16 protein-coding genes are annotated in these 20,101 nt (G+C 61.7%); 8 read left to right on the top strand and 8 right to left on the bottom strand.

What is annotated here, in order from left to right:
• Positions 1–6: 6 nt before the first annotated feature.
• The 4 genes from AC2YI2_RS05970 to AC2YI2_RS05955 all read right to left on the bottom strand — a co-directional run bounded on the left by AC2YI2_RS05970 (position 7) and on the right by AC2YI2_RS05955 (position 4,509).
• Positions 7–1,392, bottom strand: a complete 1,386-nt coding sequence (locus tag AC2YI2_RS05970) for an MATE family efflux transporter (protein ID WP_487385524.1) — start codon at positions 1,390–1,392, stop codon at positions 7–9.
• Between the two features lie 98 nt (positions 1,393–1,490).
• Positions 1,491–2,816 carry a TCR/Tet family MFS transporter gene (locus tag AC2YI2_RS05965; RefSeq protein WP_487385860.1) on the bottom strand — a complete coding sequence of 442 codons (1,326 nt, stop codon included), beginning with the start codon at positions 2,814–2,816 and terminating at the stop codon, positions 1,491–1,493.
• Between the two features lie 116 nt (positions 2,817–2,932).
• The gene (ypfJ, locus tag AC2YI2_RS05960; RefSeq protein WP_487385523.1) at positions 2,933–3,841 is read right to left on the bottom strand and encodes a KPN_02809 family neutral zinc metallopeptidase; all 909 of its coding nucleotides are present in this window, start codon (positions 3,839–3,841) and stop codon (positions 2,933–2,935) included.
• A 134-nt stretch (positions 3,842–3,975) separates the two neighbouring features.
• The gene (locus AC2YI2_RS05955) at positions 3,976–4,509 is read right to left on the bottom strand and encodes a DUF2306 domain-containing protein (protein ID WP_487385522.1); all 534 of its coding nucleotides are present in this window, start codon (positions 4,507–4,509) and stop codon (positions 3,976–3,978) included.
• A 95-nt stretch (positions 4,510–4,604) separates the two neighbouring features.
• Between AC2YI2_RS05955 and AC2YI2_RS05950 the strand changes: the two genes are divergently transcribed.
• The 3 genes from AC2YI2_RS05950 (at position 4,605) to AC2YI2_RS05940 (ending at position 9,106) form a co-directional block, all read left to right on the top strand.
• Entirely contained in the window at positions 4,605–5,432 is an 828-nt protein-coding gene (locus AC2YI2_RS05950; protein WP_487385521.1) for a LytTR family DNA-binding domain-containing protein, read from the top strand.
• Between the two features lie 149 nt (positions 5,433–5,581).
• The gene (locus tag AC2YI2_RS05945) at positions 5,582–7,966 is read left to right on the top strand and encodes a methyl-accepting chemotaxis protein (RefSeq protein ID WP_487385520.1); all 2,385 of its coding nucleotides are present in this window, start codon (positions 5,582–5,584) and stop codon (positions 7,964–7,966) included.
• A 120-nt stretch (positions 7,967–8,086) separates the two neighbouring features.
• A complete protein-coding gene (locus AC2YI2_RS05940) occupies positions 8,087–9,106 on the top strand; it encodes a zinc-dependent alcohol dehydrogenase family protein (protein ID WP_487385519.1) in 1,020 nt (339 codons plus the stop codon).
• A 22-nt stretch (positions 9,107–9,128) separates the two neighbouring features.
• Here AC2YI2_RS05940 and AC2YI2_RS05935 read toward each other — a convergent pair whose 3' ends face one another.
• On the bottom strand, positions 9,129–9,818 hold the full coding sequence (locus tag AC2YI2_RS05935; protein WP_487385518.1) for a hypothetical protein: 690 nt from the start codon (positions 9,816–9,818) through the stop codon (positions 9,129–9,131).
• A gap of 260 nt (positions 9,819–10,078) precedes the next feature.
• Here AC2YI2_RS05935 and carB point away from each other — a divergent pair, with 260 nt between their 5' ends.
• Positions 10,079–13,567, top strand: coding sequence for a carbamoyl-phosphate synthase large subunit (carB, locus tag AC2YI2_RS05930; RefSeq protein ID WP_487385517.1), 3,489 nt, complete (start codon positions 10,079–10,081; stop codon positions 13,565–13,567).
• Here carB and AC2YI2_RS05925 read toward each other — a convergent pair.
• Entirely contained in the window at positions 13,564–15,027 is a 1,464-nt protein-coding gene (locus tag AC2YI2_RS05925; protein WP_487385516.1) for an MFS transporter, read from the bottom strand. The two genes, carB and AC2YI2_RS05925, sit on opposite strands and share 4 nt — an antisense overlap.
• Positions 15,028–15,196: 169 nt before the next feature.
• Here AC2YI2_RS05925 and AC2YI2_RS05920 point away from each other — a divergent pair, with 169 nt between their 5' ends.
• Complete coding sequence (locus AC2YI2_RS05920) at positions 15,197–15,601, top strand: GFA family protein (RefSeq protein ID WP_487385515.1); 405 nt, start codon at positions 15,197–15,199, stop codon at positions 15,599–15,601.
• Here the strand turns inward: AC2YI2_RS05920 and AC2YI2_RS05915 are convergent, their stop codons facing one another.
• Positions 15,602–16,171 carry an SRPBCC family protein gene (locus AC2YI2_RS05915; RefSeq protein WP_487385514.1) on the bottom strand — a complete coding sequence of 190 codons (570 nt, stop codon included), beginning with the start codon at positions 16,169–16,171 and terminating at the stop codon, positions 15,602–15,604.
• 209 nt (positions 16,172–16,380) lie between these two features.
• Here AC2YI2_RS05915 and AC2YI2_RS05910 point away from each other — a divergent pair, with 209 nt between their 5' ends.
• The 3 genes from AC2YI2_RS05910 to AC2YI2_RS05900 all read left to right on the top strand — a co-directional run bounded on the left by AC2YI2_RS05910 (position 16,381) and on the right by AC2YI2_RS05900 (position 19,101).
• Complete coding sequence (locus AC2YI2_RS05910) at positions 16,381–17,367, top strand: alpha/beta fold hydrolase (protein ID WP_487385513.1); 987 nt, start codon at positions 16,381–16,383, stop codon at positions 17,365–17,367.
• 191 nt (positions 17,368–17,558) lie between these two features.
• Positions 17,559–18,035 (top strand): transcription elongation factor GreA, encoded by a 477-nt coding sequence (greA, locus tag AC2YI2_RS05905; protein WP_487385512.1) that lies wholly within the window; start codon positions 17,559–17,561, stop codon positions 18,033–18,035.
• A 34-nt stretch (positions 18,036–18,069) separates the two neighbouring features.
• Positions 18,070–19,101, top strand: coding sequence for a glycosyltransferase family 4 protein (locus tag AC2YI2_RS05900; RefSeq protein ID WP_487385511.1), 1,032 nt, complete (start codon positions 18,070–18,072; stop codon positions 19,099–19,101).
• Here the strand turns inward: AC2YI2_RS05900 and AC2YI2_RS05895 are convergent.
• Positions 19,071–19,877: a glycosyl transferase gene (locus AC2YI2_RS05895; protein ID WP_487385510.1), complete on the bottom strand. Its 807-nt coding sequence runs from the start codon at positions 19,875–19,877 to the stop codon at positions 19,071–19,073. The genes AC2YI2_RS05900 and AC2YI2_RS05895 overlap by 31 nt on opposite strands.
• Positions 19,878–20,101 lie beyond the last annotated feature (224 nt).

Below are 20,101 nucleotides of genomic sequence, written 5' to 3'. Positions count from 1 at the left end.
GCGGCGTCAGGCTTCGATACGGCGAATGAGAATGACAAATCGGCCCAGCAGCAGGAACGACGCGGCGAGCAGGCCGAAAACGAAGCCCATCCAGATGCCGATGCCACCCCAGCCCAGCGGAAATGCCAGGACATAGGCCAGGACGAAGCCGATCCCCCAATAGGAGATCAGGGCAAGAAGCATCGGTATGCGCGTGTCCTTGATACCGCGCAGCAGTCCCGCTCCAATCGCCTGCAACCCGTCGACAAGCTGGAAGATACCGGCGACGATGACGAAGGTCGTGGCGATGCCGAGCACGGCCGCCGCATCTTCCTTCGTGCGATCCAGGAAAAGAGCCGCGAAGAAGGCGGGGAAGATCGCAAAGAGCAGCCCGCCAATGATCGCGATCCCGGCCGAGATAATCACAACGACCCAGGATGCCCGGATCAACGCTTCGCGGTCGTTGGCACCTGCAGCAATGCCCACCCGCACCGTTGCGGCCTGCGCTAGGCCGAGCGGGATCATGAAGGCGAGCGACGCGCATTGCAGCGCAATTCCATGCGCCGCGAGCTCGGCTGTGCCGATCCAGCCCATCAGCAGTGAGGCAACCGTGAACAGGCTGACCTCGGCGAGAATGGTAAAGCTGATCGGCATGCCGAGGTTGAAAACCTCCTTTAGCACGTGCCAATCGGGCCGCCAGAAGCGGACGAAGATCTCGAAGCGCTGAAGATCGGCCTTGGCGTGTATGTACCAGACAGTCAGCACGAGACTCAGGACATTGACGCCGAGCGCCACGATGGCCGCGCCGCGCAAGCCGAGCGCCGGCATCCCGAAATGGCCGAGAACCAGCGCATAGGCAAAAGCCGCATTCACGACGAGAATGATCAGCGTCACATAAAGCACGAAGCCGGCCTTGCCGACCGCACTCAGGAATGATCGCAGCACCATGAAACCAAGCGCCGGGAACATGCTCCAGCCTGCAATATGAATATAGCTTGCCGCCAGCGCGGACACATGCGGGTCCTGCCCGAGCGCAAGCAGCACCTGCTCGCCGAGATAGATCAGCGGCATGGTCAGGGCCGAGAAGGCAAGGACCACCCAAAGGCCCATGCGCACCGCACGGCGGACCCGCTGGATGTCGCCCTGCGCGAAGGCCTGGGCAGCGAGCGGCACGACTGCGGCCGCAAAGCCCGACCCGAAGATGAAGATGGTAAAGTAGAACTGCGCCGCCAGCACCATGGCGGCCAGCTCGTTTGTACCGATGCGGCCGATGATGACGATGTCGGTGACATGGATGGCGTTCTGCGCGAGCTGGGCACCGATCAGCGGCAGGCCAAGGGCGAGCGTTTCGAGGAAATGGTTCTTCCAACCATTCTCGATCGCTATCTCAGCCCTTTCAGCCACATCCGCCATAGACCTTTCTCTTTCGTTCGCCGCCAAATAAGCGAGTGCAAGCCGCAAATCCACCCAAAGCGACCATGCAACTCAAACTTTCATGCCCCCCATCGGTATCAGTGATGCGTTGCGGCTGCCATTACGCTCGTGCCGCGCCAGTGCGGAACACGGAACACGAAGATCACGAGCCCCACCACCGTCACGAGTGCCGCGGCAAAATAGGGCGCGCCGGGGAAATGGATCGTGGCGCCCGGTCCCGAGAAGGTGGCGAAGATGTAGGAGAACAGCAAAGGCCCACCAATCGATGTGATGCTCGACAGGCTCGTCAGGGTGCCCTGCAGGTCACCCTGCTCGGATGGCGGCACGCCGGCCGCTGTGATTGCCCGCAGTGCCGGATCGGTAATGCCCTCAAGGCAAGCGATCAGGATCACCACGAAGACCATCCAGCCTTCCCAGGCAAATGTGTAGCCGAGAAAGCCGACGGCACAGAAGACGAGGCCGATGACCGATGCGTTCCACTCGCCGTAGCGCTTGACGATTTGCGGCAGCGCCAATCCCATGACGACAGCGCTCATGATGCCGAAGGCGCCGAGCGACAAGCTGATCATCAGCGGGCCCCAACCATAGCGGTAGTCGGACACGAACGGCCAGACGACGGGATAGACGACATGCGCCAGCCAGAACAGGAACATGACGGAGACGATCCAGCCGATTCCGTGATACTTCCGCAGTTGCAGCAGGCCGCCGAGCGGATTGGCGCGCTTCCATTCGAATTTCCGCCGCTGATGCGGCTCTAGCGTTTCCGGCAGAAAGAAGATCGCGACGACGAAATTCAGGAAGGAAAGACCGGCTGCGACATAGAAGGGCACGCGCGGCCCGAATTCGCCGAGCAGCCCGCCGATGACAGGTCCAAGCGTGAAGCCCACGCCGAAAGAGATGCCGACGAGGCCGAAATTCTTCGCCCGCGTCTCGTCCGTCGAGATATCGGCGACATAGGCCGAAGCCGTCGCATAGCTCGCGCCGGAAATGCCGGCCAGCACGCGGCCGACGAAGAGAATCCAATAGCTGCCGGCGAGTGCGCAGATGAGGTTGTCGATCGCGAAGGTCAGGACAGAGGCTAGCAGGATCGGCCGGCGACCGAAGCGGTCCGACAGATTGCCGATGAAGGTGCCGAACAGGAGCTGCATCAGCGAATATACGATAAAGAGCCAGCTGCCTTCCATGACGCCCTGCGTGGCGTCAGCGCCGGTCAACTCCTTCAGATAGGCAGGCATGACCGGCATGATGAGGGCAATGCCCATCATGTCCATCAGCAGAATAAAGAACACGAGCGCGAGCCCGCGGCGGGCGCGTTTTTCGTCGATCATGGCTGAACTACCGGCTGTTTCCACCATGAGATGGCGGAACATATTAAGAACGAGCGCGGTTTCTAGAGCAAAAATTGCCTAAATTCAAGCCATCACGGAAGATGGGTCCCGCCGCGGCGCTGCCTTTGCCAAGACGGTGGTGCTTTTCGGCAACCCCGCTTGGGGTCGCCGCTAATCAGGCATGTTGAGGCTCAAATCGAACCCGAAAACGTGTCGCAGGCGCTGACCTTGCCGGTGTCGAATCCGCGGCGAAACCACTTTGCGCGCTGCTCGGATGTCCCGTGGGTGAAGGAGTCCGGCACGACATATCCCTGCGACCGCTTTTGCAGCGCGTCGTCGCCGATCTGTTCGGCGGCATTGAGCGCCTCATCGAGATCACCGCGTTCGAGAATGCCCTTCTGGTCGGTGTAACGGCCCCAGATGCCCGCATAGCAATCGGCCTGCAGTTCGACGCGCACCGACATGGCATTCGCCTCGCTCTCGCTCATCGACTGGCGCTGGCGATTGAATTTCGGCAGCACGCCGGTGAGATTCTGGACGTGGTGGCCGACCTCGTGTGCGATCACATAAGCCTGGGCGAAATCGCCGGACGCCTGGAAACGATCGCGCATCTCCTCGAAAAAGGCCGTATCGAGATAGACCTTCTGGTCTGACGGGCAGTAAAACGGCCCGGTTGCCGAACTCGCAGTGCCGCAGGCCGAGGGATACTGGCCGTTGAACAGCACGAGCTTCGGTTCGGCATATTTCTCGCCGGCGGCGGCAAAGATGCCGTTCCAGGCATCTTCCGTCTCGCCCAGGACCTTCCGAACGAAGACTACGGATTCATCATTGGAATTCTGTGTTTGCACAGTCTGGCTGTCGCTGGGCCGCGAGGTCGTCGTGCCGTCGCCAAGCAGCGAACCGACATCGACGCCCATGAACTGCAGCACGACGACGACGATGATGATCAGGACAATCGAGCCGATCGAACCGCCGCGCAGGTTGCCGATCGGAATATTGACACCGCGACGCCCTCCGGGGTCGCGGCCCTGCCCCGGCGGGTTTCCCTGGCCGCGAACGTCCTCGACATTGCCCGATTCCCGGCTGCCCTTCAGATCCATGATGCACTGCCTCCACGCTTGCCAGTCTTATAGACCGGCAAGCCGCCGTCGCACAAGCTAAGCGGCCGCCGGTCGGCTCCTGGAAACGTGGAATGGCCGCCAGCAGTTCCTTGAAGAATGTACAGAGGCGACGCTCACACCGGCCGGCCCAACCGACGAGGGCGCGGACGCGAACGCGAGGCAAGAGCCGAAAACATGGTCAGCAAAATCACGAAACCAACCATGATGCCGAGGAACATGGCGAGCCGTGCCAGGTCCGGCCACGCGGTTGGCCAGCTGAATACGATCTCGTGCATGAGTCGGCCTGGCAGCAAGGTGAAGCCACCCGCAACGATGATGCCCCCGACATACATGCCGATCACATTGAGCTTGTGCTCGCGGATACGATGGGCCCGTGCCGCGGCAATCGCTTTCCAGCTGCCATAGAGTACATAGGCCGAGAGCAGATGAATCGGACTGAGACCGAGAAACAGATTGATCGTGTGGATGAAGAAGGACGAAAACGCAGCCACCACCATCAGGCCGAGCCAGACCTTGCCAAGCAGCCGGTGTACAGGCGTACCCTTGCGCGCCCAGAACATGTAGGGTCCTAGGATCGCGGCGGGAATAACGGCGGCGACATGGATCTGGATGGCAAGCGGCGCGTCGAGCAAGGGGGCGAGATTCATAAGAGGGCGGCCTCGACAAGGTTGAATTTGCCCCTGCTCTGGTTCATCTCTCGACCAAGTTCAAACCCACATACGTGAAACCGGCTGATGTCTTCGTGAATAGCCCCTTCCTGCAATCCACGCTTCGTGAAATGCAGACCCTTGGTCGATCGCCGAGGCTCTGGCTGACCTTTGGCGCCGTGGTCCTGCTCTTCGCCATCATGGGTCCCTATGGCTCTGCCGAGCGGCTCGGCTTTCTGCCGCGCTTCGCCTATTGGCTGCTGCTTCATGCCGGTGCCTGGTCTTTCGCACTTTCAGGCGCGGTAGTTGCCGACGTTCTGCTGAGCACGCGGCTCGACAACATGTTCCTGCGCATGCTGGCTGGCTCAATCGCCGCCACCTTGCCGATCGGGCTGGTCATCGGTGTTCTGGAATGCTCATGGTTTGGCGAGCCACTCACCTGGTCCGGCTATCTCCAAGGCCTTCCCACCATCCTGCCGCTCTCGGCAATCTTCTGCGTCATTTCCTACCTGGCGATGTCCGGCGACGGCGCCTCCAATCCCCGCCCCGAGCATGAGCCGGAGCCGGAAATCAGGCACGAGCCTGTGGCCGAGCGTCGCGATATTCCCCTCCTCGACCGGCTCAAGCCCGAGAATCGCGGGCGGCTGCAGCACATCTCGGTCGAAGACCACTATTCCCGAATTCGCACCTCACGCGGCAGCGAACTCATCCTGCTCCGTTTCGCCGATGCAATCCGCGAAACCGGAACGGCGGACGGCCTTCGGGTGCATCGCTCGCACTGGGTGGCGCGCGACTTCGTCGACAGTTTCCGGTCCACCAATGGTAAGCTTACGCTTCTCCTCAATGACCGCACGGAAATCCCCGTCAGCCGCACCTATGCCGACGAGGTGCGCGAGCAATTTCCGCGCGAAAGCAACGGGTAAATGAGCCCAAGCGGCAAAACTCCTTCAACTCTTAATTAATTCGGACCGATTACCCTTGGCTCGCCAGAATGAATCTGCCGATCTGCCGGGATGTCGCTGTCCGGTCGCATGCCACGATGCCCGCATCCATACGACTCTGGGGGAGTTTCATGCTGTTCAAATCGGCGACCAGCCGCAACATTTTCGCCATCGCCGCTTCTGGCCTCGTTGCCACGCTCGCTACCGCCGGCGTTCTGTTCGCCCTCGAGTACCGTAACTCCTATGAGGTCGCCCTCGAGGACATGCGGCAGATCGCCGGCACCCAGGCTCTGGGGATCGAGAAGACCATGTCGCAGGGCATGCAGACGGTCTTCAACCTGAAAAGCACGCTGACAGCGATGAAGCAAGGCGGCAATGCCGACCGCATGAATGCCGACCGGCTGCTCGAAACGCTGCTCAAGGACAACGAGATGGCTCTCGGCGTCTGGACCGGTTGGGATCCGAATGCCTTCGACGGCAAGGATGCCGACTGGGTCGGCAAGAAGGGCCACGACAAGACCGGCCGCTACGTCCCCTATTGGGTGAAGAGCGGCGACAAGATCATCAACGAGCCGCTGCTCGACTACACCGTTCCCGGCGCCGGCGACTATTACATTCTTGCCCATGACCAGATGAAGCCCGTCGTCATAGAGCCCTATGTCTATCCGATCGACGGCAAGCCGCAGCTTATCACCTCGCTGGTGGCGCCGATCACCATCGACGGCAAGGCCGTCGGCGTCGCGGGCATGGATATCTCGCTCGAAAACGCCAACAAGGCACTCTCAGCCATCCGTCCGATGGGTGACGGCTATCTCAGCCTCGTCACCGGTGCCGGCAACATCCTCGCCCATCCGATCAAGGAACTCGCCGGCAAGACCATCAAGGACGCCGGTGAAATGGCGATGGGCTGGGACAAGCTGATTGCCAATGCCGGTCATGTCGAAGAAGCCACGCTCTCGACCGGCGAAACCTTCCTGTCCGTCGCCTTCCCGGTGAAGCTGACTGCAGACAACAATTGGTACGCCGTCGTCTCGGTGCCGAAGAGCACCGTCTTTGCAAGTCTCTACCACATGGCCTGGATGACAGCAGCCGTCACCGCGCTCGCCGCCATCCTGCTCGCCGCACTCGGCTGGTTCATCTCGCGCCGCTTCATCGGCCGCATCACCAACGTGATTGACGAGACCGGCCGCATCGCCGCTGGAGAACTCGACGTCGACCTCAAGGACAAGGAGCGCAAGGATGAGCTCGGTGACCTGAGCCGCTCACTCGCTGTGCTGCTCGACAGCAATCGCGAGAAGGCGCAGCTCGAAGCGGCGGCAGAGAATGCCCGCTCCCGCGAGGAAGCGGAACGTCAGGAGCGCTCCGTCTCTCATGCGGCGCGCGAAGAGTCGATCCGCTTTGCAGTCAGCGAACTCGGCGACGGCCTGTCGCGGCTGTCGAATGGCGACGTAACCGTCCGCATCGACCGTTCCTTCGACGCCCAGCTGGACCCGATCCGCAACGATTTCAACAACGCCGTCAGCAAGCTGCAGGATGCGATGCTGGCCTTCTCGGAAAACGCGGCGACGATCGAAACCGGCTCGAAGGAAATCCGTTCGGCTGCCGACGACCTCGCCCGCCGCACCGAACAGCAGGCCGCTTCCGTCGAGCAGACCGCTGCTGCATTGGAAGAGATCACCACATCGGTCAAGGACTCGACTGTCCGCGCTGAAGAAGCCGGCTCGCTGGTCGCCCGCACCAAGCAGGGTGCTGAGAAGTCCGGCGAGGTTGTGCGCAACGCCGTTGCCGCGATGAGCGAGATCGAGCGTTCGTCGCAATCGATTTCCAACATCATCGGCGTCATCGACGACATCGCTTTCCAGACCAACCTCCTGGCGCTCAATGCCGGTGTCGAAGCCGCCCGCGCCGGTGAAGCCGGCAAGGGCTTTGCGGTCGTCGCGCAGGAAGTTCGCGAACTCGCCCAGCGCTCGGCCAATGCGGCCAAGGAAATCAAGGGCCTGATCACGTCTTCGGGCGAGCAGGTCAAGCGCGGCGTGAGCCTTGTCGGCGAAACCGGCCAGGCACTCGAGACGATCGTCACCGAAGTCCAGCAGATCGACCGCAACGTCCAGGCGATTGTCCAGGCTGCGCGCGAACAGTCGACGGGCCTTCAGGAAATCAACACCGCGGTCAACCAGATGGACCAGGGCACGCAGCAGAATGCCGCCATGGTCGAGGAACAGAACGCCGCCGCCCACACGCTGGCAACCGAAGTCGGCTCGCTGTCGAACCGGCTCACGCAGTTCAACCTCGGCACCCAGCGCCGCGCGTCGGCGCCTGCCGCTGCATCGGTCGGGGCTCCGGCGCGGACCGCCGCTCCCCGTCCAGCGCTCTCGCGCTCAACACCGGCTCCTGTCGCGAGCAATGCCCGCCCCGCAGCCTCCCCGGCCCGCGCCCTCACCGGCAAGCTCGCTGCGGCTTTCGCCCCGAGCACGCCGGCTGCAAGCAGCGGCGGTGGCGATTGGGAAGAGTTCTGATCGCGAAATCTCGGATCGTCAAAACGGCGGGCTGGTCCCGCCGTTTTTCGTTTGGGAGGTTGGCGATTGACCGCCTCCGCATTTCACGGTCCAATGAGGCGGTGAGTGAGGAGGAGCTCCATGAAGGCGCTACGGCTGGAATCAATTGGCAATCTCTTCGTGCGGGACGTCGAAAAGCCCCTGCCCGGTCCCGATGACCTTCTCGTCCGCGTTGAGGCCTGCGGCATCTGCGGTACCGACCGGCACCTCTTTCTCGGCGAGTTTCCGTCCAGGCCGCCTGTCACGATCGGTCACGAATTCGCGGGCATAATCGAAGCCCTCGGCAGGGATGTGACGGGCTTCAAAATCGGAGATCGGATTACCGGCGACCCCAATATTTGCTGCGGTCGCTGCCCACAATGCATGGCCGGCCGCGTCAATCTCTGCCGGAACCTGCAGGCCATCGGCATTCACCGCGACGGCGGCCTTGCCGACTATGTGCTGGTACCGCAAAAGCAGGCCTTTGCCATTCCGCTCAGCCTCAATCCGCTACACGGTGCCTTCTGCGAGCCGCTTGCCTGCTGCCTGCATGGCATCGACATGGCCGAGATCAGGGCCGGATCATCGGTGGTTATTCTGGGTGGCGGTGTCATCGGTCTCCTCACAGTCCAGCTCGCGCGGCTCGCCGGTGCGACAACCGTCATCCTTTCGACCCGCCAGGAATCGAAGCGGCGCCTTGCCGAGGACGTCGGCGCGACCGCCACGGTCGACCCATCCTCCACCGATATCATCGACGCAATCGCCGGTCCGGCTGGTCTTGCCCCGGGCGGCGTCGACGTGGTGATCGAATGTGCCGGCGTGCCCGAGACGATGCGGCAGAGCATGCGGCTCGCCAAGGCTGGCGGCACTGTCGTCATTCTCGGGGTGATGCCGCAGGGCGCCAGGATCGAGATCGAGCCCTTCGATATCCTGTTCCGGGAACTGCGCGTGCTCGGCTCCTTCGTCAACCCCTTCACCCACCGCCGCGCCGCCGATCTCGTGGCGTCGGGAGCGATCAATGTGGCGAAGCTGATCTCCCGCCGCGTGTCGCTCGATGAGGCCGTCGATGCCATCCGCAATCCCGCGCAACGGGGCGACATCAGAGCAATTGTTGTGCCATAGGTTATCCGGCGGCGGTGCGCCGTCAGCCTTGGGTAAACGTGTGAGGGTTGGTCCAGCCCCTTTTCCGAAGATAGTTCTCGAAAAAATGGATCGCGCCGTCCATTGTGGGTCGATCCAAGTCCAGTGGCCAAAAGTCGAAAAGAGTTTCACCGAGGCCGCGAATGTGGCTTACGATAAGCGCGGCTCCATCGCTCGTGCAACAGGGTCGTTCATCGCCGCGGGTCCAATCCGCGTTCCGCAGAACATAATAGAGCGCTACCGCACCGGCATAGGTGTCGGCAAGACTTTTGATCTCGGGTTTCCCATAGAGATCTCGCTGGAGCGGAGCTAGATCTTCATAAATGTGGATTGTCGGCTCATCGGGCGCCTCAACAAAGATGACGTCATCAGGCTCTATCGAAAGCAGTCCCCAACGCCATTTGATGGGCACGTGAACCGGATTGGACACCCAGGCATCTTGGATGTGTGTCAACGGGCGGCGATACCGTTTAGAGAAAACGTTGGCCGGACCGACGCGCCCGCGCGATCCGTCGGGCAACAAAATATTGTCGACGTAGAACGGCACCTTGGAGGCGTAATGGACGATCGCCTCCCCATGCCGCCGCGCATATTCTCGTGGTTTATAGCCTCCCCTCCCAATAGAAATCGGCTCTGTCCCCTGTGCCAGGAAATAGCCGTCCGGATAGTCACCGTCCTCATATGGCCAGACCACGAAAGCACCTCAAAGTAGCGATTGATCGCTCGCTGATAGTCAAACGCAGGTCCAAGGCATATCGAAACGGCGCAACATCGCTAACGAGATCGAAACTTCCTGCTCGAATTTTCCTGTCCATTGTCGCATTTCCGGGGTTCCGTTCCCCCCATCATTTCCCTATAAGCCGCTTCTAGCCTTAAAAGACCCGAACCTGCACCCGGCCGGAAGTTTTCCGTAAGCCGGCCCTTGCTGCAGGCGAAATTGAGATGGAAGCATAGATGCCGAAGCGCCAGGATATCAAATCGATCCTCATCATTGGTGCCGGCCCGATCGTGATCGGTCAGGCCTGCGAATTCGATTACTCCGGCACACAGGCCTGCAAGGCGCTCAAGGAAGAAGGCTACCGGGTTATCCTGGTCAATTCCAATCCGGCGACGATCATGACCGATCCGGATCTGGCGGACGCGACCTATGTCGAGCCGATCACGCCCGAAGTGGTCGCCAAGATCATCGCCAAGGAGCGCCCCGACGCGCTGCTGCCGACCATGGGCGGCCAGACCGCGCTCAACACCGCGCTGTCGCTCCGCCGCATGGGCGTTCTCGACCGCTACAATGTCGAAATGATCGGCGCCAAGCCCGACGCCATCGACATGGCGGAGGACCGTGCGCTGTTCCGCGAGGCGATGAAGCGCATCGGCCTGGAAACACCGAAGTCGATGCTGGCCAATGCCACCGACATCAAGGACCTGGACCGCAAGAGCCATGAGGCCGAGCGCGCCAAGCTGAAGGCGGAGCTGTCCGGCGCCGAACTCGACAGCGCGCTCGACGCGCTGGAGAATAGGTGGAACCTCGGCGAGAGCGACCGCAAGCAGCGCTACATGAGCCATGCCCAGGCGATTGCCGCCCAGGCGATGGATTTCGTCGGCCTGCCCGCCATCATCCGCCCCTCCTTCACGCTCGGCGGCACCGGCGGTGGCATTGCATACAATCGCTCGGAATTCTTCGAGATCGTCGGCTCCGGCCTTGACGCCTCCCCGACCACGGAAGTGCTGATTGAAGAGTCGGTCCTCGGCTGGAAGGAATATGAGATGGAGGTCGTCCGCGACAAGGCGGACAACTGCATCATCATCTGCTCGATCGAGAATATCGACCCGATGGGCGTCCATACCGGTGACTCGATCACCGTCGCGCCGGCGCTGACGCTGACCGACAAGGAATACCAGATCATGCGCAACGCCTCGATCGCGGTTCTGCGCGAGATCGGCGTCGAGACCGGCGGCTCGAATGTGCAGTTCGCCGTCAATCCCGAGAACGGCCGCTTGGTCGTCATCGAAATGAACCCGCGCGTCTCGCGTTCGTCGGCGCTCGCCTCCAAGGCCACCGGCTTCCCGATCGCCAAGATCGCCGCCAAGCTCGCCATCGGCTACACGCTCGACGAGCTCGACAACGACATCACGGGCGGCGCCACCCCGGCCTCGTTCGAGCCGTCGATCGACTATGTCGTGACAAAAATCCCGCGCTTCGCCTTCGAGAAATTCCCGGGCGCCTCGCCGCTGCTGACCACCGCGATGAAGTCGGTCGGCGAAGTAATGGCCATCGGCCGCACCTTCCAGGAAAGCCTGCAGAAGGCGCTGCGTGGTCTGGAGACCGGCCTCACGGGCCTCGACGAGATCGAGATCCCCGGCATGGGCGACGGCGACGATCACAATGCCATTCGTGCCGCAATCGGCACCCCGACGCCGGACCGCCTGCGCCAGGTCGCCCAGGCGCTGCGCATGGGCCTGAGCGAGGACGAAGTCCACGGCGCCTGCAAGATCGACCCGTGGTTCATCGCCCAGATCAAGTCGATCGTCGACATGGAAGCCCGCATCCGCGAGCACGGCCTGCCTGAGGATGCCGACAATCTTCGCATGCTGAAGGCCATGGGCTTCTCAGACGCCCGGCTGGCGACGCTGACGAAGAAGCGGCCGAAGGAAGTCGCGGAAATCCGCAACGCGCTCAACGTCCGCCCGGTCTACAAACGGATCGACACCTGCGCCGCCGAATTCGCCTCCCCGACCGCCTATATGTATTCGACCTACGAGACGCCGTTCGTCGGCACCACCCGATCCGAGGCCGAGGTGTCCGACCGCAAGAAGGTCGTCATCCTCGGCGGCGGCCCGAACCGTATCGGCCAGGGCATCGAGTTCGACTATTGCTGCTGTCATGCCGCCTTCGCATTGAAGGACGCCGGCTTCGAGGCCATCATGGTCAACTGCAACCCCGAGACCGTCTCGACCGACTACGACACGTCGGATCGTCTCTATTTCGAACCGCTGACGGCCGAAGACGTCATCGAAATCCTCAAGATCGAGCAGGAGAAGGGCGAGCTTCTCGGCGTCATCGTCCAGTTCGGCGGCCAGACCCCGCTCAAGCTCGCCGAGGCGCTGGAGCGCAACGGCATCCCGATCCTCGGCACCGCGCCTGACATGATCGACCTCGCCGAAGACCGCGACCGGTTCCAGAAGCTGCTGATGAAGCTCGACATGAACCAGCCGAAGAATGGCATCGCCTATTCGGTCGAGCAGTCCCGCCTCGTCGCCACCGAGATCGGCTTCCCGCTCGTCGTCCGCCCGTCCTACGTGCTGGGTGGTCGCGCCATGCAGATCATCCATCAGGAAAGCCAGCTGCAGAGCTACCTGCTCGACACCGTTCCGGAACTGGTGCCCGAGGATATCAAGCAGCGCTACCCGAACGACAAGACCGGTCAGATCAACACGCTGCTCGGCAAGAATCCGCTGCTGTTCGACAGCTATCTCACAAATGCGATCGAGGTCGACGTCGACTGCCTGTCCGACGGCCATGATGTCTATATCTGCGGCATCATGGAGCATATCGAGGAAGCCGGCATCCATTCGGGCGACTCGGCCTGCTCGCTGCCGCCGCGCACGCTGCCCAAGGACACGCTCGATGAACTCGAGCGCCAGACCAAGATGCTCGCCAAGGCGCTCAATGTCGGCGGTTTCATGAACGTCCAGTACGCGATCAAGGACGGCATCATCTACATTCTCGAAGTCAATCCGCGCGCCTCGCGCACGGTGCCCTTCGTCGCCAAGACCATCGGCGCGCCGATCGCCAAGATCGCCGCCCGCGTCATGGCCGGCGAGACTTTGGAAGCCGCCTTCCGCGCCTACACGCCGTCGCGGCCGGACTCCCGCGCCCTCAAGCACATGGCGGTCAAGGAAGCCGTGTTCCCCTTCGCCCGCTTCCCGGGCGTCGACACGCTGCTCGGCCCGGAAATGCGCTCGACCGGCGAGGTCATCGGCCTCGACCGCGATTTCGCGCTCGCCTTCGCCAAGAGCCAGCTCGGCGCCGGCGTCGAACTGCCGCGCTCGGGGACCGTCTTCGTCTCGGTGCGCGACAGCGACAAGCCGCGTGTCCTGACGGCGATCCGCATCCTCGACGAAATCGGCTTCAAGGTCATGGCGACAGGCGGCACCCAGCGCTTCCTGATCGAAAACGGCATTCAGTCGACCAAGATCAACAAGGTGCTCGAAGGCCGTCCGCATATCGAGGACGCGATCCGCAACCGCCAGGTCCAGCTGGTGATCAACACGACCGACGGCAACAAGGCGATCTCGGACTCGAAGTCGCTCCGCCGCGCCGCCCTGATGCAGAAGGTGCCGTATTACACAACCATGTCGGGTGCATTGGCAGCGGCAGAGGCGATTCAGGCGCTGAAGGCCGGCAATCTCGAAGTCCAACCATTGCAGGCCTATTTCGCCTAGGCATCATTTGCCGACCGATTGGCGGACGCAGATATGGCGACCGTCCGCCAACCAAAGAACACCGCTGCCAACGACGTCGCCAATGCGGCCACGAACACTGGCAGTAGCACGCCGCGCAATGGATCGCCGGTCAGCCCTTCTCTCAAGCCGGCGGCATTGGCCAGAAGTCCGAAAGTCGCGCCGCCGATCGCATAGCCGACCGACTGCAGAGTGGGCAGCAGCGCGGATGTCTTGTCCCGCTCGGCATCCGGCGAGCGGTCCATCAGCAATTGGCTGAGCGTTCCCCAACTAATGCCGAAACCGGTGCCGATCACCATCTGGCTCGCATAAACGAGCCACAACACGTCCGCGCTCATGCTTACCACGATACCGCACATGCCGGCGGCGACGAAGATCGGTCCCGCGAAGATCAGGCGCCTGCGTGTTTCCGTCGATCTTATGCTGGCGACGACAATCGCGGTAAAACTCCACGCCAGCGCCATGACGGCGCTCGCCAGCCCCATCTCAACCGGCCCCAGGCCCCATATGCCCTGTAACCCATACATCAAATAGATTGCATCCGCCGAACCGGCGACAGGCATCAGCAGGATCACCCAGAGACCGGCGCCCGGGAGTATGCGCAACGAAAAGGCGCCTCGCGGCAGGATCGAATCGTTGCTACGACGGTCCGCGCGCATGAAGGTCCATGCGAATAGCGCGGCTATCACCAGCAGCGCCGCGATATAGGCGACTACGTTTGTCAGGCCGCAGACCGCGACCGCCATGATGCCCCCGCCGATCATCAGGAGCCGGAGGAGTGGAACAGGTGGCCTAACCTCCTCGGCCTTGTCTTTGCGCGGCACGATGAACAGGACCAGCAGAATGAAGAGCAAGGCGGCAGGCAGGCTCGAAGCAAAGGCAGCACGCCAGGAGATGTACTGCGTCAATATCCCGGCGAGCAACGGCCCGCCGAAGGCTGCCGTGGCCCAGGCGATGGCCTCGCTGCCGAACACCTTCGGCACCAACGCCTTGGGAAACAGGTCCGGGATCAAGGCATAGCAGAGCGCAATGGTGATGCCCTCGCCGAATCCCTGCAACAGGCGACCGACGACGAGCTGCGAGGAATGCGCCGCCATGCTGGCCAGGCAGGTTCCGGCGATAAAGACGATTGTCGCGGCGACGAGCGTCGCCCTGCTCCCGAACCGCGCCTTGAGATAGGCGGCGAACGCCCCACCGATGATGGCAAAGACGAGAAAGAGGGAAAAGGCCCAGGCGAGCAGCCAGGGCTTGCCGAGATCGGCGACGGCGGAGGGCATGGCAACGGAAACGAAGAACTCATTGAACGCAAAGAGCGCCGTGCCCAAGCAGAGCATGATCGTCGAGGCGAGATATCTCGGCCGCATCAGATCGCGCCAGCCATCGCCGGTGCCTCCTCCGGCGAAGGAAGGGTCACCATCCGTCAACGCGTTTTCAAGGGTCATTCCTGCTTCCTTCCGAACTTCTGGAACTGTGGAAGCAGGATCAATACAACCTCAACTCCGGTTGAGGTAAAGGCCTCATCTGAAAAAATTCTGGCTCGCCTAATGCTGCCAATTTCTGACAGCAAGTCGCGATAGAGTTGCCTTCATCAGAAACGAAGGAGGACGCCAAATGCTCAAGACCTACCAGGGAAGCTGCCATTGCGGTCGGGTTCGTTACGAAGTCGATGTCGACCTCTCGGCCGGCACGAGCCGCTGCAACTGCACCTTCTGCTCGAAGTCGCGTTCATGGGGCGCCAATGTCAAGCCGGAGGCTTTCCGCCTGCTCTGCGAGGAGACCGACACCAACGACTACCAGTTCGGCACCTTCAGCGGCCATCACCGCTTCTGCAAGACGTGTGGCCTGCACGCCTATGGCGACGGCTATGTCGAGCAGATCGGCGGCGCCTTCGTCTCCATCAACGTCGCCTGCCTCGATGACGTGTCGCCCGAGGAACTGGCGAGCCTGCCGATCCATTATTCGGACGGACTGAACTACAATTGGCAGAATTCGCCTTGCATCACGTCCTATCTTTGATCAGGCAGAAGCCGGGTCAGGTGCAGCAAGTTCGCCGCGTTCGGCTTCAGCCTTCATCGCGGCGAGGCCTCTTTCGAAATCCCCACCGACCATCTTGTCCATGTTCATCATGAGGCCCATGAGCTTGAACATGAAGTTGTTGGTGCCGGTCATCTCCCAGAGCACACGCGAGGCGCCATCGACGGGGGTGATGGTGAATATGGTGCGGTTTTCGGCCTTGAATGGCCTGAGGAACGACAGCTTGATATCGATGCGCGTGTGCGGCACGGAATCCAGGATTTCCATCCGCCCTGCACCGACCCGCTTGTCGCCCTGCCATTCATAGACCGAGCCGCGCCCCGCCTCTGTGCCGGAGAGTGTGCGATTGAGATTGGGATCGAGTTTTTCCCAGGGGGACCATTTCGGCCATTGCCGGAAGTCGTTGATCAGACCGAATACCTTGTCGGCCGGCGCGCGGATATCAGCCGTACGCCGAACGGCAAATTCGTCGGGACGGCGGGCGGCAATGATAAACAGAAGCAAGAGAACGAGGGCAAGAAATACGAGGATATAGAGAAGCACGATAAGCATCTGAGTTCTCATGGTTGCAGTGACCGGCCACAGTTTACGATCAAAGTGGCCGCGCGCAACCCTTCATAGGGAAGGATAGTCTTAAGGTCGATGCGGTAGGATAGGTCAGGTCCTCTTGAGAGCGGTCTCGTATGCAGATTTCGATTACCCTTCGGCATCGGACGCCCCTGCTGGCTCGCATACGCCGTATCGTGACCATCGGAATCGCCATGATCCTTGGTGCGATCGTCGCTGGCCTCGCCTGGTATTCCTTTACTGCCTCGCTCCGCGAAACCCTCCTGCCCGGACGGGGCGGGCATCCGGGAACCTATGTGAAGGCCGCCGGTCTGGACATGCACTACATGAGCTGGGGTCCGGCAAGCGGCCAACCGATCCTGCTCATCCATGGCACCCTTGCATGGTCCAAGACCTGGTACGAAATAGCCGAGAGGCTGGCTGATAAGGGCTACCACGTCATCGCGCCGGACCTGCCGCCCTTCGGCTTCTCAGAGCGGCCAGCCGACGGTGACTATTCACGCCAGGCACAGGCCAAGCTGATTATCGCCTTTGCCGACGCGCTCCACCTCGACCGGCTCGTTCTGGTCGGTCATTCCTTTGGCGGCGGAGCGACGCTTGAAGCCGCCTTCATGGCACCTGATCGCATCGAGGGGCTCGTGCTGCTCGACGTCGCGCTGGGGCTCGACAGCCCCGGTGGTTCGGACATGATTGCAAAGCTGTTCGGCGCGCCGATCCTCGGCCGATCGCTGACTGCAGCGACCTTCACCAATCCCTTGATGACGGGCAAAGGCCTTCGCGATTTCATCTATGACGACCGGATCGTCAATGCCAAGCGTATCGCACTCTATCAGCAACCCTTCGTCCTCAGGGATACCACCACCGAGGTGGCAAAGTGGCTCTCGGATGCGCTCTTCGGCGACGAGACGCGGTCACTGGCCGCGGACCGGACAAACTATCGAAATTTCGAGCCGCCGGTCGTGCTGATCTGGGGGCGTGAGGACAGCGTGACGCCGCTGGCCCAGGGCGAGCAGATCAGGTCGCTCTTCCCGAATGTGACGCTGATGGTTCTCGATCGCGTCAACCATATTCCGCATGTCGAGCAGCCCGATCAGGTGGCGGGCATCATCGCGGAATTCGTCGGCGCGCTTCAAGGGGGAAATACGCTGCTGCCACAGGCGATCTTGCGCCGAACCTTCTGAACAACCCGCTCTATCCGGTCGCCGGTTAGCTTGGTCCGCGGGCGCGTCGTCAAAAAAAGCTCGCATTTTCCACGCGGACTCTGCTATATCTGCCACACACGAATTTGCTCACGGTTCTGAAGTTCGCGCTTCTGGAGCCGTTTTCTTTTTGTGCCCGGTTGGATGGGCACGGTATGCCGAAGGTGAATAAAATGGTCGAAAAGGTACCGATGACACAGAGCGGCTTCGTCAAGCTGAACGAAGAGCTGCGCTGGCGCCAGCAGGAAGAGCGTCCCCGGATCATCGAGGCGATCTCCGAAGCCCGTGCCCATGGTGACCTGTCGGAAAACGCCGAATATCATGCCGCCAAGGAAGCGCAGAGCCACAATGAGGGCCGCGTCGGCGAGCTCGAAGACTATATCGCCCGTGCCGAGGTCATCGATCTCTCGAAAATGTCTGGTGCCAAGATCAAGTTCGGCGCCAAGGTGAAGCTTGTCGACGAGGACACCGAGGAAGAAAAGACCTACCAGATCGTCGGCGACCAGGAAGCCGATGTGAAGGAAGGCCGTATTTCGATCTCCTCCCCGATCGCGCGCGCGCTGATCGGCAAGGAAGTCGGCGATTCCATTGAGGTCAATGCGCCCGGCGGCTCGAAGGCCTACGAAATCCTCGCCGTGAACTGGGGCTGAGCACCCGCTCCACCGGCGAAAGGCTGGGAACGCCTTGCCTGACATTCAGGACATCGAAGTTATCGCGCCGCACTTCAAGCGGCGCCTTTCCGGTGTGACCTCGACAATCATCCAGCTGGTCCCGCGTCAGACTGCAGCGGGCGTGAAGATCGCGACGCTCGGTCCCGGCCTGCCCGACAATCTGCCCAAGATGAGATATCACCAGTTTCTCGGCCTTTGGCGCGCCCTGCCCGGCGGCCGTCCGCGCATCTGGCACGCGCGCCGCAATATCGAGATGCTGGCCGGCATCGTGCTGCGCGACATATTCAGGATGAAGCTCAAGCTGCTCTTCACCTCCGCGTCGCAGCGCCATCATACGGGCTATTCCCGATGGCTGATCTCGAAGATGGACCATGTCGTGGCGACCAGCGCCAAGACCGGTTCCTATCTTAAGGTACCCTACACGGTCGTGATGCATGGCATCGATACTGCGCGGTTCCGTCCGGCCGAGCACCGCGAGCGATCACGCCTGCGCATCGGCTGCGCCGGCCGCATTCGCCACCAGAAGGGAACGGACCTCTTCATCGATGCGCTGATCGCCCTACTGCCGCGCTACCCCGATTGGGAGGGCGAGGCGATCGGGCGGGTGACGACAGAGCATGATAGCTTCGCTGAGGAACTGCGGCGCAAAATCGCTGCTGCCGGCCTCTCCGATCGGCTCAGGCTAGCTGAGGAAACGACCCGCGTCGATGCATGGTATCGCAGCATTGACCTCTATGTCGCCCCTTCCCGCACCGAGGGCTTCGGCCTAACCCCACTGGAGGCAATGGCATCAGGCGTCGCAGCGATCGCCGGCGATGTCGGGGCCTATCCGGAAATCATTCGCGCCGGCGAAACCGGCGCCCTCGTGCCGACCGGCGATCTCGCGGCTTACATCGCGGCGATCGAGCCCTATCTAGCAAACCCCGACCTCGCCCGTCGCCATGGCAGGAAAGCACTCGCCCATGTCCAGGCAACGTTCGATATCGGCAATGAGGTGGATGGTTTGACGGCGGTCTATCGCTCGCTCGTTTCCAGCGGGACGTAGTCAAGGCCGATTGAGCGTAGCGCCGATGCCGGCGCGTGGTTCACCAGCCGGATGCCACGTTTTTTGGCCTCATGTCGAGCGATTGCGACATGATCGAGGATGCGTCTTTCGGCGCCGGCCACACCTGAAAACGCCGCTGATCCCACTTCTTCATAGAATCGGGGCGTATCCGCATTGCTGATGTCGATGCCGATGAAGCCGATTTCGGCCGCGCCTGCCGCCAGTGCAAACTGCAGCGCGGAAACGACGACCGAGCCTCCTTGAAACACACCCCTCCCGGGGGCCGACGAGAACCCGGCCCCATCGCGCAATGTCACATGGTCCATGTCACGCAGTTCGGCATCATCCAGCCGCGGATGAGCATAGGGTTTCCTGATGTCATCGATCAGGATGATTGGCCTGCCTCGCAAGAAGCCTGCATCGATATCGCAGAGCGCCCGGATCGCGCCCGGCGACAACAGCATGGGCACATCAAGTGGCACGAGGCGCATGATGGTTGCATGGTGTCGCCAGACAAACCGCTCATCCTCGATCGCAACGGCGAGTGGCTCGGCAAGCCCCTCGGCGAGCAGATTGATCGTACCGTTCAACAACAAGGCTTGACGGGGCGGCACCGATTGGGGCGAAAGCGTCTTCACCGAAGGCCCTGAGCCAATGATCAGGATGCATGAACCCGCCCGTTGCGCGAGCGCGTCCACGCCCAAGAGATCGACGATCTTTTGCCCGCGATAGAACAACGAGCCCGGCGATCCGACTGCGCGACCGTCGATCTTCAATGACGGCAGCCAGGAATGATAATGCGCCCGGCGCCGGCCGAGGAAGAGCTGCGTGAGAAGTTTGATCGCCTGTCTTCGAAATGGCCGGTCGGATGCCAAGATTGCGTCTCTTTTTGCTGCGAAGAGCGAAGCAGATTATGACGGTTTCGTGACGACGCATTTGATGTGCCCGATCAAACCGCCAGCAGCAGCAGATTCACTCACGAAATGCGAATACCGGAAGT

This window comes from Rhizobium sp. SRI_017 (assembly GCF_057586295.1).
The sequence above is the reverse complement of the archived record's forward strand: the minus strand, read 5'-3'. Positions and strand labels throughout refer to the sequence as shown.

What these genes read in the sequence shown, in the direction of transcription:
- AC2YI2_RS05925 (WP_487385516.1), bottom strand. Translation starts at nt 15,027, where the DNA reads ATGACCCTTGAAAACGCGTTGACGGATGGTGACCCTTCCTTCGCCGGA.
- AC2YI2_RS05920 (WP_487385515.1), top strand. Translation starts at nt 15,197, where the DNA reads ATGCTCAAGACCTACCAGGGAAGCTGCCATTGCGGTCGGGTTCGTTAC.
- AC2YI2_RS05970 (WP_487385524.1), bottom strand. Translation starts at nt 1,392, where the DNA reads ATGGCGGATGTGGCTGAAAGGGCTGAGATAGCGATCGAGAATGGTTGG.
- greA (WP_487385512.1), top strand. Translation starts at nt 17,559, where the DNA reads ATGGTCGAAAAGGTACCGATGACACAGAGCGGCTTCGTCAAGCTGAAC.
- AC2YI2_RS05955 (WP_487385522.1), bottom strand. Translation starts at nt 4,509, where the DNA reads ATGAATCTCGCCCCCTTGCTCGACGCGCCGCTTGCCATCCAGATCCAT.
- AC2YI2_RS05915 (WP_487385514.1), bottom strand. Translation starts at nt 16,171, where the DNA reads ATGCTTATCGTGCTTCTCTATATCCTCGTATTTCTTGCCCTCGTTCTC.
- carB (WP_487385517.1), top strand. Translation starts at nt 10,079, where the DNA reads ATGCCGAAGCGCCAGGATATCAAATCGATCCTCATCATTGGTGCCGGC.
- AC2YI2_RS05945 (WP_487385520.1), top strand. Translation starts at nt 5,582, where the DNA reads ATGCTGTTCAAATCGGCGACCAGCCGCAACATTTTCGCCATCGCCGCT.
- AC2YI2_RS05940 (WP_487385519.1), top strand. Translation starts at nt 8,087, where the DNA reads ATGAAGGCGCTACGGCTGGAATCAATTGGCAATCTCTTCGTGCGGGAC.
- ypfJ (WP_487385523.1), bottom strand. Translation starts at nt 3,841, where the DNA reads ATGGATCTGAAGGGCAGCCGGGAATCGGGCAATGTCGAGGACGTTCGC.
- AC2YI2_RS05910 (WP_487385513.1), top strand. Translation starts at nt 16,381, where the DNA reads ATGATCCTTGGTGCGATCGTCGCTGGCCTCGCCTGGTATTCCTTTACT.